Origin of the sequence: uncultured Brachyspira sp. (genome assembly GCF_910588665.1) — a bacterium.
Classification (GTDB): domain Bacteria; phylum Spirochaetota; class Brachyspiria; order Brachyspirales; family Brachyspiraceae; genus Brachyspira.
Window position 1 is genome coordinate 41819 of the sequence record NZ_CAJUPR010000006.1, and the last position, 16107, is coordinate 57925.

20 protein-coding genes are annotated in these 16107 nt (G+C 28.8%); 6 read left to right on the forward strand and 14 right to left on the reverse strand.

The window, feature by feature from the left end; translation table 11 throughout:
* The first annotated feature begins 61 nt into the window (after positions 1-61).
* From QZ306_RS05660 to QZ306_RS05675, 4 genes are all read left to right on the forward strand, one after another.
* Positions 62-667 (forward strand): acetate uptake transporter, encoded by a 606-nt coding sequence (locus QZ306_RS05660; protein WP_295162009.1) that lies wholly within the window; start codon positions 62-64, stop codon positions 665-667.
* Between the two features lie 218 nt (positions 668-885).
* Positions 886-1596 carry a flagellar protein FlbB gene (locus QZ306_RS05665; protein ID WP_295162011.1) on the forward strand — a complete coding sequence of 237 codons (711 nt, stop codon included), beginning with the start codon at positions 886-888 and terminating at the stop codon, positions 1594-1596.
* A 131-nt stretch (positions 1597-1727) separates the two neighbouring features.
* Positions 1728-2303, forward strand: coding sequence for a hypothetical protein (locus tag QZ306_RS05670; protein WP_295162013.1), 576 nt, complete (start codon positions 1728-1730; stop codon positions 2301-2303).
* A gap of 198 nt (positions 2304-2501) precedes the next feature.
* Positions 2502-3959 (forward strand): radical SAM protein, encoded by a 1458-nt coding sequence (locus tag QZ306_RS05675; RefSeq protein ID WP_295162014.1) that lies wholly within the window; start codon positions 2502-2504, stop codon positions 3957-3959.
* 66 nt (positions 3960-4025) lie between these two features.
* Here the strand turns inward: QZ306_RS05675 and QZ306_RS05680 are convergent, their stop codons facing one another.
* Positions 4026-4304, reverse strand: coding sequence for a TfoX/Sxy family DNA transformation protein (locus QZ306_RS05680; protein WP_295162016.1), 279 nt, complete (start codon positions 4302-4304; stop codon positions 4026-4028).
* Between the two features lie 133 nt (positions 4305-4437).
* Between QZ306_RS05680 and QZ306_RS05685 the strand changes: the two genes are divergently transcribed.
* Positions 4438-5001: a GNAT family N-acetyltransferase gene (locus QZ306_RS05685; RefSeq protein ID WP_295162017.1), complete on the forward strand. Its 564-nt coding sequence runs from the start codon at positions 4438-4440 to the stop codon at positions 4999-5001.
* A gap of 66 nt (positions 5002-5067) precedes the next feature.
* Here the strand turns inward: QZ306_RS05685 and QZ306_RS05690 are convergent, their stop codons facing one another.
* The 6 genes from QZ306_RS05690 to greA all read right to left on the reverse strand — a co-directional run bounded on the left by QZ306_RS05690 (position 5068) and on the right by greA (position 10435).
* Positions 5068-5499 (reverse strand): PepSY-like domain-containing protein, encoded by a 432-nt coding sequence (locus QZ306_RS05690; RefSeq protein ID WP_295162019.1) that lies wholly within the window; start codon positions 5497-5499, stop codon positions 5068-5070.
* Between the two features lie 149 nt (positions 5500-5648).
* Positions 5649-6935 (reverse strand): glucose-1-phosphate adenylyltransferase, encoded by a 1287-nt coding sequence (locus tag QZ306_RS05695; RefSeq protein WP_295162021.1) that lies wholly within the window; start codon positions 6933-6935, stop codon positions 5649-5651.
* 79 nt (positions 6936-7014) lie between these two features.
* Positions 7015-7800 carry a Cof-type HAD-IIB family hydrolase gene (locus QZ306_RS05700; RefSeq protein WP_295162023.1) on the reverse strand — a complete coding sequence of 262 codons (786 nt, stop codon included), beginning with the start codon at positions 7798-7800 and terminating at the stop codon, positions 7015-7017.
* A gap of 33 nt (positions 7801-7833) precedes the next feature.
* Complete coding sequence (locus QZ306_RS05705; protein ID WP_295162024.1) at positions 7834-8358, reverse strand: DJ-1/PfpI family protein; 525 nt, start codon at positions 8356-8358, stop codon at positions 7834-7836.
* A 34-nt stretch (positions 8359-8392) separates the two neighbouring features.
* Positions 8393-9886 carry a glycogen synthase GlgA gene (gene glgA / locus QZ306_RS05710; protein ID WP_295162026.1) on the reverse strand — a complete coding sequence of 498 codons (1494 nt, stop codon included), beginning with the start codon at positions 9884-9886 and terminating at the stop codon, positions 8393-8395.
* A gap of 84 nt (positions 9887-9970) precedes the next feature.
* Positions 9971-10435, reverse strand: a complete 465-nt coding sequence (greA, locus tag QZ306_RS05715; protein ID WP_295162028.1) for a transcription elongation factor GreA — start codon at positions 10433-10435, stop codon at positions 9971-9973.
* Between the two features lie 561 nt (positions 10436-10996).
* Between greA and QZ306_RS05725 the strand changes: the two genes are divergently transcribed.
* Positions 10997-11344, forward strand: a complete 348-nt coding sequence (locus QZ306_RS05725; RefSeq protein ID WP_295162030.1) for a cytochrome C biogenesis protein — start codon at positions 10997-10999, stop codon at positions 11342-11344.
* A gap of 2 nt (positions 11345-11346) precedes the next feature.
* Here QZ306_RS05725 and QZ306_RS05730 read toward each other — a convergent pair whose 3' ends face one another.
* The 7 genes from QZ306_RS05730 to QZ306_RS05760 form a co-directional block, all read right to left on the reverse strand.
* Positions 11347-12129: a hypothetical protein gene (locus tag QZ306_RS05730; protein WP_295162032.1), complete on the reverse strand. Its 783-nt coding sequence runs from the start codon at positions 12127-12129 to the stop codon at positions 11347-11349.
* A gap of 27 nt (positions 12130-12156) precedes the next feature.
* A complete protein-coding gene (gene fliE / locus QZ306_RS05735; RefSeq protein ID WP_295162034.1) occupies positions 12157-12510 on the reverse strand; it encodes a flagellar hook-basal body complex protein FliE in 354 nt (117 codons plus the stop codon).
* Positions 12511-12535: 25 nt separating this feature from the next.
* A complete protein-coding gene (gene flgC / locus QZ306_RS05740) occupies positions 12536-12997 on the reverse strand; it encodes a flagellar basal body rod protein FlgC (RefSeq protein ID WP_295162036.1) in 462 nt (153 codons plus the stop codon).
* A 33-nt stretch (positions 12998-13030) separates the two neighbouring features.
* On the reverse strand, positions 13031-13459 hold the full coding sequence (flgB, locus tag QZ306_RS05745; protein ID WP_295162038.1) for a flagellar basal body rod protein FlgB: 429 nt from the start codon (positions 13457-13459) through the stop codon (positions 13031-13033).
* A 191-nt stretch (positions 13460-13650) separates the two neighbouring features.
* The gene (locus tag QZ306_RS05750; RefSeq protein WP_295162040.1) at positions 13651-14409 is read right to left on the reverse strand and encodes a DUF4253 domain-containing protein; all 759 of its coding nucleotides are present in this window, start codon (positions 14407-14409) and stop codon (positions 13651-13653) included.
* Between the two features lie 139 nt (positions 14410-14548).
* On the reverse strand, positions 14549-15454 hold the full coding sequence (gene murB, locus QZ306_RS05755; protein ID WP_295162042.1) for a UDP-N-acetylmuramate dehydrogenase: 906 nt from the start codon (positions 15452-15454) through the stop codon (positions 14549-14551).
* Between the two features lie 108 nt (positions 15455-15562).
* Positions 15563-16072, reverse strand: a complete 510-nt coding sequence (locus tag QZ306_RS05760; RefSeq protein ID WP_295162044.1) for a BspA family leucine-rich repeat surface protein — start codon at positions 16070-16072, stop codon at positions 15563-15565.
* Between the last annotated feature and the right edge of the window lie 35 nt (positions 16073-16107).

Genomic DNA, 16107 nt, shown 5'->3' on the forward strand with positions numbered 1-16107 from the left:
TTGACAAGCGGGTATTTTTTTCCTATACTAGATTTTAAATACAATTTAGGAGTATATAATTATGAATAATGAGGTTAAAATTGCTGTTGCAGAACCCGCCCCGTTTGGTTTATTTGGTCTTGCTGTTATATGTTTTGTTGCTTCTACACAAAAGCTAGGTATAACAACAGGAGTGTCAGGACTTATGCCATGGGCAGTATTTCTTGGAGGAATAGCTCAATTCACTGCTTGTATTATGGAGTTTAAAAAAGATAATGTTTTCGGAGCTACAGTATTCGGCGCTTTCGGATTATTTTGGATAGCTGTCGCTTGCGTATGGGGAGTATCGGTTGGAATATTCGGAGAAAATATGCAGAAAACTCTTGATATGAAGCAATTCGGGGTTGTATGTCTTGGTTATCTGTTTCTTGTAGGACCTTTAACTTTCGGAGCTGCAGAAGCTCATAAAGTTTTATTTCTCATATTTTTTGCTGTTGATGTATTGTTGATAGCTATGGCATTAAATTATTTCGGAATAGCTCCAAAAGAAACTCAATTGCTGGCTGGAATATCAGAGCTTGCTGCTGCTTTATTGGGATTCTACGGATGCACTGCCGGAATATTAAACAAAAATTTAGGAAGAGTTGTACTGCCTGTGGGAAAACCGTTTGGAATATTTAAAAAATAAATTATTTTAAGATAAAAAAATTAAAGGTCATATACTTAAATATATGACCTTTTTTATATTAACATAATATTTTCTAATAAATAAAAAAATATGATAACTAAATATTTTATTATTACGATAATAATTACGATAATAATATATTAGTTGACATATTATTATTTTATATATATGATATTATCATAAAATTATTATCTATTGCAATAAGGTGATTAAAGCTTATGAGATTAAAAATAGGAATTTTAACTATAGCAAATTTAATGGCATTTATAGCATTACTCTATATGTTTGATATATTTGGTGTTGTAAATTATTATACTTTAATGCGTAATAAAATAGCTCCTAATATGCCGGGTTTTGTAGCAAAATTTACTCAAAAGCCTAGAGTGGAAGATATGACTCTTCTTGCAAGAGATGATTTAAATAAAATGAGAGAATCATTTAATCTAAGAGAAAAAGACCTGCAGGCTCAGGAATCTTTAATAGCAAGCAAGGCAATAGAATTAAACACTCAATCTGAATTAATAGAACAAGACAGGCAAAATCTGTTAAATGCTTGGTCTAATTATCAAGCTACTATGGAGGAATCTTCTCAGTATCAGTTAGTATTAACAGACTTAGCCAATAAAATAAACAGTATGCCTCCTCAAAACTCTGTTGCTTTACTCAATCAGTTAGCTGCAAACGGCTCTGATGATTTAGTTATAGATGTATTATTAGAAATGGATTCTATAGCCGCTGCGGAAGGAAGAAGCAGTACAACCTCATATCTTTTAAGCCTAATGGATGCAGCTGTCGCCGCCAGAATATTAGAAAAATATGAGGCCAGATCTAATCCCGGAAATAATACAGTACCTTCCTCCCCTAACGATTTCCCGAATTATTTGCCCGATGATATGCTTAATGATAATTTGATGGATACAGGAATATAAAATTATTTAATATAAAAACTCAGTTTAAATATTTAGACTAGTTTTTTTATTAAGTATTTTCAATAATATAATTGAGAAATAAATTTTATATGATATAATAGCCTTCAATTAATTAGGAGACTATTTATTATATGATAAAAATTATACTTATAATTACCGCTTTATTTTATGCAAATATTTATTCTCAGGATATTGACGGCAAGCCTATAAAAATAAATAAAAATTTTTTTAATGAAAACGGAAATTTAAAAAATCAAAAAGATTTATCCGTTTATGTTATAAGAAAAATAAGATTCACTGATAACTCATCTTATGAAATGGTAATATTAAAAAATAATTATTGGTATTATTATTGTCTTTTTGAAATAGAAAAAAATAATAAATACAAATATGTAGGAACCGTTGCTTTGAAAAGCTTTAATTCTAATATAGAAGGACTTATTGGAAATATAGTTTATAAAGATAATTATTTTACTATAGAACATAGTTTTATGGGAAGCACTAAAATATACATAACATTTAAATATAATGATAATAAAAAAATATATTTAGATAAAGCCAGTATGATTGTGGAATTTATCAATAATCTGTACGATAATAAAAAATTAACTAAGCAAGTTGACGGCAATGTAACTCCAAACAAAATTTTATATAAAGATACATCAGCCGATATGATATCAAAATTATTAAACATAAATATTACATAATAGCATAAACTATAAAAAATTAATAATGCTGATTTTATTCTATAATCTTTTTTCAGCTAATTCTATAGCTTTATATTTAAGCTGTTTTTTAATTATATAGCTATTGTCAATCATTTACATTTTTATTAATTAAAGTATAATTAAGCAAATAAACATAATAATTTACAATACTTAAAAATTATAAAGGCAAATTAATTTATGAATAAAATAAATAATATATATATAGGATATCCGCCGTTTGAAAGCGACAGGGGAATAGCCATGCTTTCTCAAAACAGGCAATTTCAATGGTTTAAATCCCCTACATATATTTATCCTGTAGTGCCAGCTACTGCAGCTACTATGATAAAAAATGCAGGCTACAATGTGTATTTTGTTGATGCTATAGCTAGAAATATGACTTCTAAAGAATGGCATCAATATTTAGAAACAAATACTCCTGATTTATTATTCTTCGAAGTTAAAACTCCTGTTATATATAAGGCTTGGAAAATAGCTGATGAGCTGAAAACTAAATACCCTAATATTATAGTGGTTTTAGGAGGAGACCATGTTACTGCTATGCCTGAAGAAACAATGGATAATTGTAAAGTTGATTATTTACTTACAGGCGGAGATTATGATTTTCTGCTTTTAAACCTGATAGAATATTTAAACGGCAAAACTCAATTAGAAAAAGGCATATACTATAGAGAATATAACAGTATAAAAAATACAGGGTTATTTGAATTAAAACATGATTTAAAAAATCTTCCATTTATAGACAGAGATTTAACATCATGGCAAGATTACGCTTATGACAATGGAAACTTCAAAAGAATACCCGCAACCTATATAATGGCTGGAAGAGACTGCTGGCATCATAGATGTACATTCTGTTCTTGGACTGGAATATATAACAATTTCCGTGTAAGAACCGCTGAAAATGTAGCTGATGAAATAGAGTTTCTTTACAATAAATACAATATAAAAGAAATAATGGACGATACAGGGTGCTTTCCAGTAAAAAAATGGCTCAATGATTTCTGCAATTTTATGATAGATAAAAAACTGAATAAAAAAGTTAATATAGACTGCAATATGCGTTTTGGGGCATGCAATGAAGACGAATACAGACTTATGAAAAAAGCAGGATTCAGATTCCTTTTATTCGGACTCGAATCTGCAAGTCAGCATACATTAGACAGACTTATTAAAGGAAATAAAACCGAAGATATAATTCCATCATGCAAAGCCGCTTCGGATGCAGGACTTTCTCCTCATATTACAGTAATGCTGGGCTATCCTTGGGAAACCGAAGAAGATATTCAAAAAACTTATGAGCTTACTAAAAAGCTTCTTCTTAAAGGATATGCAAAAACTATGCAGGCTACAATTATAATTCCGTATCCGGGCACAGAGTTATTCAATCAATGCAAAAGAGAAAATTGGCTAACTACAGAGAATTGGGAAGATTATGATATGCGCACTGCCGTTATGAAAACCGATGTCGGAGAAGAAAAAATAAAAGAATATATTCAAAAGCTTTATAACTTGAGTTTCAGCCCCAGTTTTTTAATGCATAAAGTATTATCCATCAGAGATTTAGATGATATTAAATATTATCTGCGTGCTTTTAAGAAAGTTTCAAAAGGACATTTGAAAGACTTCGCATAATTTTTATTTCCATATTAATAATTTTGCAAGCTATAGAAATAAAAATTATAAAAACGGCATATATTTTTAAATTACTTTTGACTGTTTAATGTTTTTTAAAGAATCGCTGAACTCTTTTAACTGCTTTTTCCTTTCATCAGGAATTTTTGTATATTCTATATCAGCAATAGCTCCATACAATACATATAAATATACCAAACATATTTTTGGGTATGATTCTTTTAACATTAAAAAAGACTTTTCCGCTCCAAGCTTAATAAGTTTTTCAGGAGAATCAATATTAACCGATTCTAATTTTATTGCTATTTCCTTACCTATATTTTTCATAGATATTAATGATGACATTCTATAAACCTTTTTTAATATATTCTTCTGAATTGTAAATTATATCAATTAAAATTTCAATATGCTTTAACATATATTTACTTAATTTAAAATACAGTATATAATCGGACTAAATATAATATAGGAGTTAATTATGATTAAATTAATTGAAATAAAGCATAATTCTGAAAACATAGATTTTTATAAGCAATTATATAACGATGCTTTTCCTAAAGAGGAAAGATGGTCTTTTGATATGATTATGGAAAATAAAGACAATAATAATTATAAATCATATTCCATATTAGACGAAAATATTCCAATCGGCTTTACGGTTATTTGGCATTTAGATAATATTAATTACGTAGAATATCTGGCTATAGATAAAAAATTAAGGGGAAGAAAATACGGCTCGGAAGTTTTAACTAAAATACTTAATATGATTAATAATAAATTAATAGTTATAGAAGTTGAACCTTACGAATTAAATGAAACTGCAAAAAAGCGTATAGAATGGTATAAAAGATTTGGTCTTATATTGGCAGATTATGATTATGATATGCCTTGTCTAGATAAAAACAATAAAATATCATCTATAAAAATGAAAATAATGACAAACAGAAATTTAGAAAATAAAGAACAGCATGATAATATAATAAAAATATTATATGATAAGATTTATAAGCCCAGATTAGATGAAATAGATAAATGGAAATAAAACTAAAAGCGGTAAGACTTCTATAACACAATATATCTTACCGCTTTTTTCTTCTTCATAATTAAATTAATCATCAAATTTTTGTCCGATAATCTGTCCGTTTTCTGAAACTATAACTTCCATCATATTATTTAATTTTAATTTATAATTTCCCCATTCTTTTTCAGCATCAATAACGGAAGCCTGCGGATATGCATTTTTTACAGCCCGTACTACAGAAGGAGGAAAAGCGGCATCAGGTATAGGAGCATATTCGCTGTCTATACTAGTCCAATACCCATTGCCTAAAAATTCTATTGATACTCCGTTAGACAATTTAACATCAAATTTCCTTCCGTCTCTTTCAACTTTCCATATCTGAACATTAGGAAATACCCTGTTAATAAATGATGAAGCCTGCTGAGGCAAGGCAGAAGGCGGAACTACCCAATCATCCGCAAAAAGATTAGAAACGGATAAAATAACTAATGATGATAATAAAACAAATAATTTTTTCATGATTTACTCTCCTTAAAAACAATATATGTAAATTATCTTTACAATAATAAGTATATCATTTTTAATATATTTGTCAAGTTTATTTACAATATTTTTACTATTTTTTTACATTATAATATGCATCCGCATCAAAAAAAACTGACAAATAATCATATAATAGTGCCGCTTTTAACTACAGTATTTTTAGGTATTATTACAATTCCGTCTCTGATACAATAGAATTCGCTGTCCTGATGCTGTATTTTCTTTTTATTAGTAATAACAACCTCATTGCCTATTCTTACATTTTTATCTATTATAACATTTTTAAGAGTGCATTTTTTACCAATGCCTATTTTAGGCAAATGCTTAACATTAAGTCTCTCAATATCATTACTATTCTCATAATAATCGCTGCCCATCATAATAACTCTTTCTAAAGTTGAACCGCTTTGAACAACAGAGCGTACGCCTATTACGGATTCTTTTATAACAGCATTCTCTATCCTGCATCCGTCGGCTATAATACTTGAAGTTACATCAGCTTTATCAAATTTAGAAGGAGATAAATATCTCACATGAGTATATATAGGAGTACTTTCATCATAAAAATCAAAAGGAGGATTTTTGCTTCCAAAAGATATATTAGCCTCAAAATATGCTTTAATAGTTCCTACATCCTCCCAATAACCTTGAAATGCATAGCTAAATACTTTATATTTTTTTATAGCTTCAGGTATAATATCCTTGCCGAAATCAATCATAGAAACATCAGATAAAAGCTCTTTAAGTACACTGTGCCTGAATACATAAATACCCATAGAAGCCAAATATTCTTTATGAGGATCTTCTATATTGAACATTTTTTTCTGTTCTTGGCTTAACTTTAATGAATTAAGTACCTCATCTTCTTTTGGTTTTTCATGAAAATTGGTAATCTGACCTCTTTTATTTACAAGCATAACTCCAAAACCTTTGGCATCTTCCTTTACAACTGGAACTGTTCCAACTACTATATCAGCCCCTGTTTCAAGCATATGCTGAAGCATTACATTATAATTCATACGATACACCTGATCACCTGAAAGTATAACTACATTATTGACAAATTCATTATCAAAATGTGCAAGATTTTTTCTAACGGCATCTGCAGTACCCTGATACCAATCTATATTAGTATCTGTCTGCTCGGCTGCAAGTATACTTACATGTCCTCCTGAAAAGTTATCAAATCTATAGGCATTGTATATATGATTGTTCAAAGAAGCACTATTAAACTGAGTAATAACATATATATTCCTAAATCCGCTGTTAATACAATTAGATACAGGTATATCTATCATTCTGTATTGACCGCCCAAAGATACTGCAGGCTTAGAGCGGGCTTTAACTAAAGGATAAAGTCTTGTTCCTCTGCCTCCGCCAAGTATCAATGCAACAGTATTAAAAGCTCTCATATAAAAACTCCAATTTTTATTATATAATATTAAGTATAGTAAAAAAAAATTGACTTTTCAAGAAATAGAATTAAGTTATCTATAGCATATTAAAATATTTTAAGGCTTTATATATACCATCATTATCAACATCGTCCGTTATATAATCTGCATATTTTTTTACCTCTTCATCAGCATTGCCCATAGCAATTCCTACAGCGGCATGTTTTATCATAGAAATATCATTACCTCCGTCACCGAAAGCCATAGTATCCGACAGCTCTATACCATAGTATTCTATAATTTTATCTATACCTATATGTTTTCCTCCGCCTTTATTATTAACATCTGCAAATAAAGGATGCCATCTGCTTGCCTCGCAGTTTTTAAATATGCTATGCATTAATTCTTTTTCTTTTTTATCATCTACAAATAAATTAAGCTGAAGAATATTGTCTGCATTTTTTTCTAAAAGCTCATAATAATTATCAGCCGAAGGTATAGTAAGATTAATAGAGTTTGATACTTTTTCCACATCTTCCGTAATATAATTTATAAATATTCCGCTGTCAATCATAACGGAGCATGGAAAGTTTTCCTTATTTTTCAAATAGTGCATTAAAGAATAAATTTCTTCTCTAGCTATTGAATTTCTGTAAATGGATTTTTCTCCTATATAACAGTCAAAACCGTTAGCAGTTATATATCCGTCAAATTTTAAATCTCCTAAATTATTTATATGCTTCTTTATTCTGCCCGTAGCTATAAAAACTTTTATTCCTTTATCTTTTAATAATTTTATAGCCTCTTTTGACAAATCTGAAACTTTATGAGTATTGAAACTTACCAAAGTACCATCTATATCAAAAAATACCGCTTTTACCATAATAAAATCCAATTTATAATATTATTTTTTTATTTAAGATATGTTATTCAATGCCTCCACAATAGTATGGGCAAACTCCTTTGAAGAATGAGGACCGTTTGCAGTTATTATATTACCTGAAACTACAACATTATCAGTCAATACATTAGCATTTCCATGCCGTACATGAGATTCATCGGCAGATAAGCATGTAACATTAATACCATCAAGTATCTTAGCATTAGCCATTATAACAACACCGCTTCCTATTGCCCCTACTATTTTCTGATTATCTAAAAATAGTCTGGCAAGACCCTGAGTACGCCAATCGTCCCATAAAGTGATGCATCCTATTCCTCCTATAAATATAACGGCATCAAATTCAATAGCATCAACTTCGCTGAAAAGCAAATCTATATTTTCCGTACTTCCGAATTTACCTTGAGCAGTTCCTATAAATGTGGAAGATACTTTTGTTTTATATCCTGATCCTTCAAAAATTTTCTTGCTTTCAAAATATTCTTCATCTTGAAAGTTCTGACCAGGCATAACATACAAAATATTATTAGTTTTTTCCATTTTAAATAAACTCTCCAATATTATTTATATCTATTTACAATATGCAATTCTTATCATATTTATTTTTATTTTGTACAGCAAGTTTATAAGCTTTTATATACTCTTTTGCACTTTTCTCCCAAGAATTATCTATCTTCATACCCCTCTTCTGCATATTTATAAACCTATCTCTATGATCATAATAAACGCTTACAGCCCAGCCTATAGTATTATATAAAGCCGAAGGATCGGAATCATAAAATTTAAAACCTGTACCTTCGCCTGTCTGTTCATTATAATTATCAACAGTATCTTCAAGCCCGCCTGTGGCATGCACAATAGGTAAAGTACCGTATCTCAAAGAATACATTTGATTAAGTCCGCAAGGCTCAAACAATGAAGGCATCACAAATAAATCGCAGCCAGCTTCTATTAAATGCGATAATTCATTATTATATCCTATATAAGAACCGACTCTTCCAGGATATTTTTTAGGTAAATCTCCAAAGAAACTTTCAAGTCCTTTATCTCCGCTTCCGAGTATGCAAAACTGCACTTTCATATTATTAACTAAAGAATCTATTATAGAAGCTATAAAATGATATCCCTTTTGATCTACAAATCTGCCTATGGCTCCTATTAATACAATATCATCATCTTCCTCAAGCAAGAATCTATTCTGAAGCTCCTTTTTGCATATTTTTTTGCCGTCCATATTATCTGCAGAATAATTTTCAGGTATAAGCTTATCCTTTTCAGGAGACCAAACATCTTCATCAATACCATTTAGTATTCCAAAGAAACTTGTAGTTTTATTCTGCAAATAAGGCGCCATTCCATGCCCGCCGTAAGGAGAAGAAATCTCTCTGGCATATGTAGGACTTACTGTTGTAACCACATCAGAAAAGAATATTCCGCCTTTTAATAAATTAATGTTTCCATGATCTTCAAATGCATCGGGGCTGAAATTATTCCAGCCCAAACCTAAATAATCATAGGTAGATGCTGCATTATATATGCCTTGATAATTAGCATTATGTATAGTAAGGAGGCTTGCAGCTCTTCCTATTTTATCATTCCAATGCCAAGTTTTTATATAGGCAGAAATTGAAGCAGTCTGCCAATCATTAGCATGAACAACATCTACATCCAGCGGCAAATCCTTGCATAACTGCAAAGCAGCGCAGGAAAAAAAACCAAATCTCCAAGCATTATCATTATAATCATTAAAAGAAGCGTCATGGTAAAGACCTTCTCTGCTAAAAAAACTATGATGCTCTATAAAATAAAAATCTACTCCGTCTTTTACAGTTTTAAATACGGAACACCATTCTTCTCCGTTTCCCATCCATACGCCCATAGTAGGAAGTATATTTTCCAAATGACAATCATAAAAATTAATATCCCTATATTTCGGAAGCACGACGCAAGCATCAACATTTAATTTCTTTAAATATATAGGCAAAGCTCCGACCACATCAGCAAGTCCTCCTGTTTTTATAAAAGGCGCCGCCTCTGAAGATGCTATCATAACTTTCATTTTTGACATAATAAACTCCTAAGATTTGGAATATACTTAAAATATACAACTTTATTTAAAAACTTCAAGCAAATTTATTTGCTTGATACTATATTAAATGCTGATTTCAAGTATCTCTAAAACTTTATCTCCTGCCGGAACTTTTATAGCAACAACATCTCCCACTTTTTTAGATAATAAACCTTTAGCAATAGGAGTTACTATAGTAATTTCATTTTTATTCATATCTGCTTCTAATTCTCCGACTATTCTGTATTCAAAAACGGCATTTCTATTTTTATCTTTTACTTTAACCTTTTTTCCGAAAGTTACTATGTCTTTATCTAATGAAGCGGGATCTATTATTTCACATACTGCCAAATCGCTTTCCAATTTTGATATTTGGGCATTTAATAATCCTTGTTTTTCTTTAGCAGCATGATACTCGGCATTTTCTTTTAAATCGCCTTTCTCTCTAGCCTCTGCAATAATAGCAGGCAAAGTCTCAAACTCAGATTTTAATTCTGAAAGTTTAGACTTAGCTTTATCATATCCTTCTTTTGTTATAGGTTTTGCCATTTTTAATATCCTTAAAATTAGTAATCTTTATATTATAAACCATTTTTAAATATTTACAAATAAAAAGCTTAATAATTAAATATAAAGCTATATCTTATGAAACTTTATAAAAAATATTCATAAGACTTTGAAATAACATATTTTTTATTTAGGATATATTACGGTAATACAGGCATCAGCATTTGGTATAATTGCACCTTTTTTGGAATAAAAACCATATATTAATGCAGGATTATAGCATAAAGTTTCAACAAATTTATTTATGCTATTCTTCCTTTCATAAATCCTTCAGAAAATATTAAATGGTGTCTTTTCTCAACTGAGACTTAACAATTAGGACATTTTATAAAATTTTAAACCATAATATAATAACAAAATAATTTTTATCCGGAATAATATTTTAGTTATACCAAAAAATTTTATTAATAGCGATTTATAAAATTAAGTTTTTCAATTTTTATTATATAATTAATTGACAGCATATATTTTAAAGTATATCATATCAATATATAAAAAAGCTGTAATAAAATATTAAGCTTATTAAATTATGAGGCTTTATTTATGGATATAAAAAAAATAAAGATAGAAACATATATACCTGAAGAATACACCCAAAAATTAAGAGAAGCTTTAAATAATATAGGAGCATTAGGTAAAGGCAATTATGACAATGTAATGTCTGTCTCAAAAATAACAGGTTATTGGCGCCCTCTTAAAAATGCTAATCCTTTTAACGGAAATATTAATGAAATATCTAAAGCTAATGAAGATAAAATAGAGTTTTCTGCAGATATAAAAAATATAGAAAGCATCATAAAAACAATAAAAGAAATTCACCCTTATGAAGAGCCTGTAATAAATATTATACCGTTAATAAATGACAGATTTGATATAAATTTAAATTATTGATTCTATAAAGAAAATATATCTTTTATAATATAAATAAAATCATTCTTTGGAAATTTATTTATGATTTCTATATTCTCTATACCGTCAGCATAATATAATTTGCTTTCTTCAGGTAAATATGATATTGCGAATATCTGAGCATTGCTGTTTAATAATTTATCTTTTGTGTATCCGTATTCAGACATTTCTATTATTCTGCTTGGAATATTATCCCCATAAAAAATAAAAACGGCATGATTGTATAATTTAGCTTTTAATATTTTATCCTTATTATTTATACTGTCTTTTTGAAAAAGTTTTTGATTATCATCTATATAAAGATCAAATATATCATTAATTTCATTTTTAATATTATTAAGTACAGACTCTCCGTCTTTATCAATATCTGCTAAGAAAAAATAATATGCATGTATTATAATAGATTTTTTATTTTTTATAACATCTGCTCTGATAAAAACTCTTGAAGAGTTTACAGAATACATACTATAGCCGAAATATTTAAGTCTTTCTATTATAAAATCTTTGCTGATATTTTTGCTTACATGATGCTCCAATTTAGAATTATTTTTAATGAATACTAATTTTCTTTTGCTGATATTAGCCACATCAAGATATAAAAAAACTATAGTAATTATTTCAAGTATTATTAATATAATTGTCATATATACTTGATTATCATTGTATATTGAGAGGAAAATTAAGTTGGCAAACACCACAGCTATTATGCCGTAAGTGCCTGCCCTTAATAATTCTTTTTTGAAGGAGAACATTTTATTATTGTTCATTATTAATAATTTATCTTATTTTATTTATTATCTGTAAGTTGTTATTTCCTGATAAGCTCTTACAGCTCTGTCTATAACTGCTTTTGTAAAACTAAGAGATAATTCTGCTTCTGCAACTGCATTCATTACATCGGATACATCAACCTGATCAGGTCTTATTCCAGCCTGAACTATTATATTATCTCTGTCAACCTGCTTTTGATTTACGGCATCTACAGCATCGCTCAGCATTGTGCCGAAATTACTTATTAAATCACCGCCTGAGATTCTTCTTAACTGTCGCTCAGGTCCGTAATGTCTATAGTCTGTGGTTTTCAATACAAATCCGTAATTATCGCCTACATTTCCTGTTTTTGCATTCATTATACTATTAATATTCATAAAAATATCCTTTTATAAAAACTGATTAATATCTGATAATATTCAAAGCACTTCCAAACATAGTTTTAGCTGACTGAATCATTGTGGAATTAGCCTCATAAGCTCTTGAAGCTTCCATCATATCAACCATCTCGGTAACAGGATTAACATTAGGCATCTCAACATAACCCGCTTTCTCTCCGTATTTAATGGCATCAGGATGAGAAGGATCATAAACAAATCTTGTCGCTGTTTCCGTATCTTTTTCTATACTAAATACCCTTACTCCTGTACCTACATTAGGCTGCAAAGCATTAGGTAAAAACGGACTTCTATATTTATTTCCGTCATCTCTGGGCTTGAATATAACTCTGCTTCTTCTGAAAGTGCCGCCTTCTGTAGTTCTTGTTGTATTAACATTTGCTATATTATCTGCAATAACATCTAATCTTGTTCTTTGAGCTGTAAGTCCGCTGCCAGATGTATTAATAATTGAAAATATTCCCATATACTATATCTCCTTTGCAATTAAATAATATTATTAAGCATTTCCTATCATTCTTCTAATCTCTCTGTATTGAGCATTAACTATCTGAGTAAACATTTGATATCTTAATGTATTTTTTGCCTCTTCAGCCATTTCTCTGTCTATATCTATATTATTTTTATCGTTTCTGTAGCTAGTGTCATAATCTACCGTAAGCTTCGGTGCAACCTGCTTATAATCCATAGGCATATGAAAAGGAAAATGTCTGGGATCCGTTCTTACAGCTTCCATACCATCATATTTCTCACTGTCTAAAGCTCTTGCTAATTGATATTCAAAAGTTACATCGCTTCTTTTAAAATTCGGAGTAGACACATTTGCTATATTATCAGCTATAACCTCAGCTCTGAGCCCGTAAACATTTAAAAGCTTTTTTGCAACCGTCATAGTTTTAGCGTATGTCGTATCAGTAAACATATTCATAATAATAAATCCTGAATTATAAAATTATACCTGCAATTATTTTCGGTTTTATTAAAAACTGATTTAATGTTTTTTTATATAATTCAAATTATTTTAATATCTAAGTACTATTCAAAAAAGCATAAGCTTATATAAATATTATTGCTGATGCATCAATATATAAAGATTAATTATAAACTAAACTGCATTTATTAATCCCACCAAAAATACCAAATATCAGATTTTAATAATGTACCCGCCAATTTTCCGATATCATAATTTTCTGAATACTGACTAACTCTGTCGGTACAAAAAATAAAATGCTCGCAAGCAAGTTTAAGGGCTTCTTCTTTGGTATTAGGCTTTATTTCTGTAAAAAGCTCCCAAGTATTATAATTCACAACAGCAGGATAAGCCTGATATTTTTCATACCAATATTTAAAAACAGCAGTTTGTACTTCAGGATTAGGACAATCATTAAAACCGCCCATAGGAATATAGCATGCCAATTCATAAGGATTCAGAGTAGGTATTTTGGCTAATATTAAATCATAAGTTTCTTCCGTTTCATAATTATAATAAGAAGAAAAACTGTTTATTACTTCAAATTCTTCAAAAGGCTTATTTAAACTTCTTTTTATATCATCTATATATTCTTCATCGTCATAAATATCTTCAATACTTCGATTCAAATATTCTTTATAATCTATTTTTTTTGATTTTTCTATATATTCTGAAATTAATTTTTTTGAATCTTCAATTTCAGAATCATTATCTTCAAGAAACATTGATACTTGTTCAGAAAGCACTTCGCTTGGTATTATAATTAAGGGGGTGTATCCTTCCTTTTTTCCTTTTTTTAAATTTTTTTTATACCAATCTATTATTTTGCCGTCATCTTCAAGTCCGCCTTCCAATATTTCATAATCACATTTAATAAAATCTGTTATAAGCTTTATATCATCATTCATATATATCTCCTATAATTAAATATACCATTAAAATAAACATGAAGAATACAGTATATATTTATAAAAGTAATATATCAAATTTTAAAGAATAAGTAATATACTGCATTAATATTTTCAATTGCTGTAAATACTGATTTTATTAAAATTCTGCATTTTTATCATTGGATATAATTCTAACTTCAGCATTTAAAGTAATGCCTTTTTGATTATAAACCTCTTCTTTCACCTTTTTCATAAGATTAAATATATCTTTTCCTGAAGCATTATTATAATTAATTATAAAATTGGCATGATAAGGCGAAACCATAGCTCCTCCAAGTCTTAAGCCTCTCATATTAACAGAATCAATAACTTTTCCAGCTATCATATTAGTTTCATAATCATTTAAAAATGCACTTCCAGCTGAAGGATATTTAAATTGATGCTTACTTTTTCTGTCTTTTAAATACTTGTTCATTTCAGGTTTAATTAATTTCTTTGACGACTTAATTAATTTAAATCTTACATCCAGTATAATATATTCTTTATCCTGAAAAATACTTCTCTTATAAGCATAATTACAATCATCAATACCAATATGAATATATTCGGTATCATCATTTATTATGCCAATGCTGTCAATAAACTCGGATACGGAATGACCGTAGCATCTTGCATTCATATATGCAGCTCCTCCGATACTGCCAGGAAGTCCGTATAAAAACTCCAAACCTGTAAAAGAATTTTTATATGCATATTTCACAGCATCAGTAATATAGGCGCCGGAATAAGATAAAATACTATGAGATGTATGCTCTATTCTGGAAAAAAAACCTGTATATATAATAGGAAACTCTATTACCCTATCTAAGAATAAAATATTACTTCCTCCGCCTAAAATCATATATCTTTTACTATTATCATTAAGATATTTAATCAAATCTATAAAACCGTTTATAGTTTCAGGCATATAAAACTCCAAAGCCTTAGCATTAACTCTGAAAGTATTAAATTTTTTAAGCGAAACATTTTCTCTGCTTAGAACACCGTTAAAAGACTTAATCATTGCTATAGTTCCATAATATTATTTAATATGAATATAATAACAAATTTTATAAAACATTACAATAAAATTTAATTATATTGACTTTATATTTTTATAAAATAAATCAGACTATTTATCATACCAGCAAGGATTCTTTGTTAATGAAGTATTTATAAACATGTCTTTAATTGCTGCATCGGTATTCATATTCCAAGTATTCAAATCCTGATTAAAGCTTACAGCATTTTTGAACATACAAGCCATATATTTAACATTGCATACATTCCATTTATTTAAAGGCTGATTAAAACTCTCAGCACCGTAAAACATAAAGCTCATATCAATAACATTGCAGACATTCCAATCATTAATATTGATATTAAAGTTTTTTATATTATGAAACATCGATTTCATATTTAATACATTGGAAGTATCCCATTTATCTATACCCGAAAAATCTATTCTTATATTATAATTTTCATATTCATTATAAGATCCGTCAAAACATGCAAAATTAGGCTTCTCAAAAAGCAAAGACATATCATCTATCAAAGAAGTATCAATATATCCTAAATATATATTATTGTTTTCTATAAGACTTCTAAGCTCAATTTTATTTCTTGGTTTATATTTAATCATAATTGACCATACTTTAAAATTTAATTATTATATTT

Coding starts and splice junctions, on each gene's coding strand:
- QZ306_RS05660 (WP_295162009.1), top strand. CDS start 62: ATGAATAATGAGGTTAAAATTGCTGTTGCAGAACCCGCCCCGTTTGGT.
- QZ306_RS05665 (WP_295162011.1), top strand. CDS start 886: ATGAGATTAAAAATAGGAATTTTAACTATAGCAAATTTAATGGCATTT.
- QZ306_RS05670 (WP_295162013.1), top strand. CDS start 1,728: ATGATAAAAATTATACTTATAATTACCGCTTTATTTTATGCAAATATT.
- QZ306_RS05675 (WP_295162014.1), top strand. CDS start 2,502: ATGAATAAAATAAATAATATATATATAGGATATCCGCCGTTTGAAAGC.
- QZ306_RS05680 (WP_295162016.1), bottom strand. CDS start 4,304: ATGTCATCATTAATATCTATGAAAAATATAGGTAAGGAAATAGCAATA.
- QZ306_RS05685 (WP_295162017.1), top strand. CDS start 4,438: ATGATTAAATTAATTGAAATAAAGCATAATTCTGAAAACATAGATTTT.
- QZ306_RS05690 (WP_295162019.1), bottom strand. CDS start 5,499: ATGAAAAAATTATTTGTTTTATTATCATCATTAGTTATTTTATCCGTT.
- QZ306_RS05695 (WP_295162021.1), bottom strand. CDS start 6,935: ATGAGAGCTTTTAATACTGTTGCATTGATACTTGGCGGAGGCAGAGGA.
- QZ306_RS05700 (WP_295162023.1), bottom strand. CDS start 7,800: ATGGTAAAAGCGGTATTTTTTGATATAGATGGTACTTTGGTAAGTTTC.
- QZ306_RS05705 (WP_295162024.1), bottom strand. CDS start 8,358: ATGGAAAAAACTAATAATATTTTGTATGTTATGCCTGGTCAGAACTTT.
- glgA (WP_295162026.1), bottom strand. CDS start 9,886: ATGTCAAAAATGAAAGTTATGATAGCATCTTCAGAGGCGGCGCCTTTT.
- greA (WP_295162028.1), bottom strand. CDS start 10,435: ATGGCAAAACCTATAACAAAAGAAGGATATGATAAAGCTAAGTCTAAA.
- QZ306_RS05725 (WP_295162030.1), top strand. CDS start 10,997: ATGGATATAAAAAAAATAAAGATAGAAACATATATACCTGAAGAATAC.
- QZ306_RS05730 (WP_295162032.1), bottom strand. CDS start 12,129: ATGAACAATAATAAAATGTTCTCCTTCAAAAAAGAATTATTAAGGGCA.
- fliE (WP_295162034.1), bottom strand. CDS start 12,510: ATGAATATTAATAGTATAATGAATGCAAAAACAGGAAATGTAGGCGAT.
- flgC (WP_295162036.1), bottom strand. CDS start 12,997: ATGGGAATATTTTCAATTATTAATACATCTGGCAGCGGACTTACAGCT.
- flgB (WP_295162038.1), bottom strand. CDS start 13,459: ATGAATATGTTTACTGATACGACATACGCTAAAACTATGACGGTTGCA.
- QZ306_RS05750 (WP_295162040.1), bottom strand. CDS start 14,409: ATGAATGATGATATAAAGCTTATAACAGATTTTATTAAATGTGATTAT.
- murB (WP_295162042.1), bottom strand. CDS start 15,454: ATGATTAAGTCTTTTAACGGTGTTCTAAGCAGAGAAAATGTTTCGCTT.
- QZ306_RS05760 (WP_295162044.1), bottom strand. CDS start 16,072: ATGATTAAATATAAACCAAGAAATAAAATTGAGCTTAGAAGTCTTATA.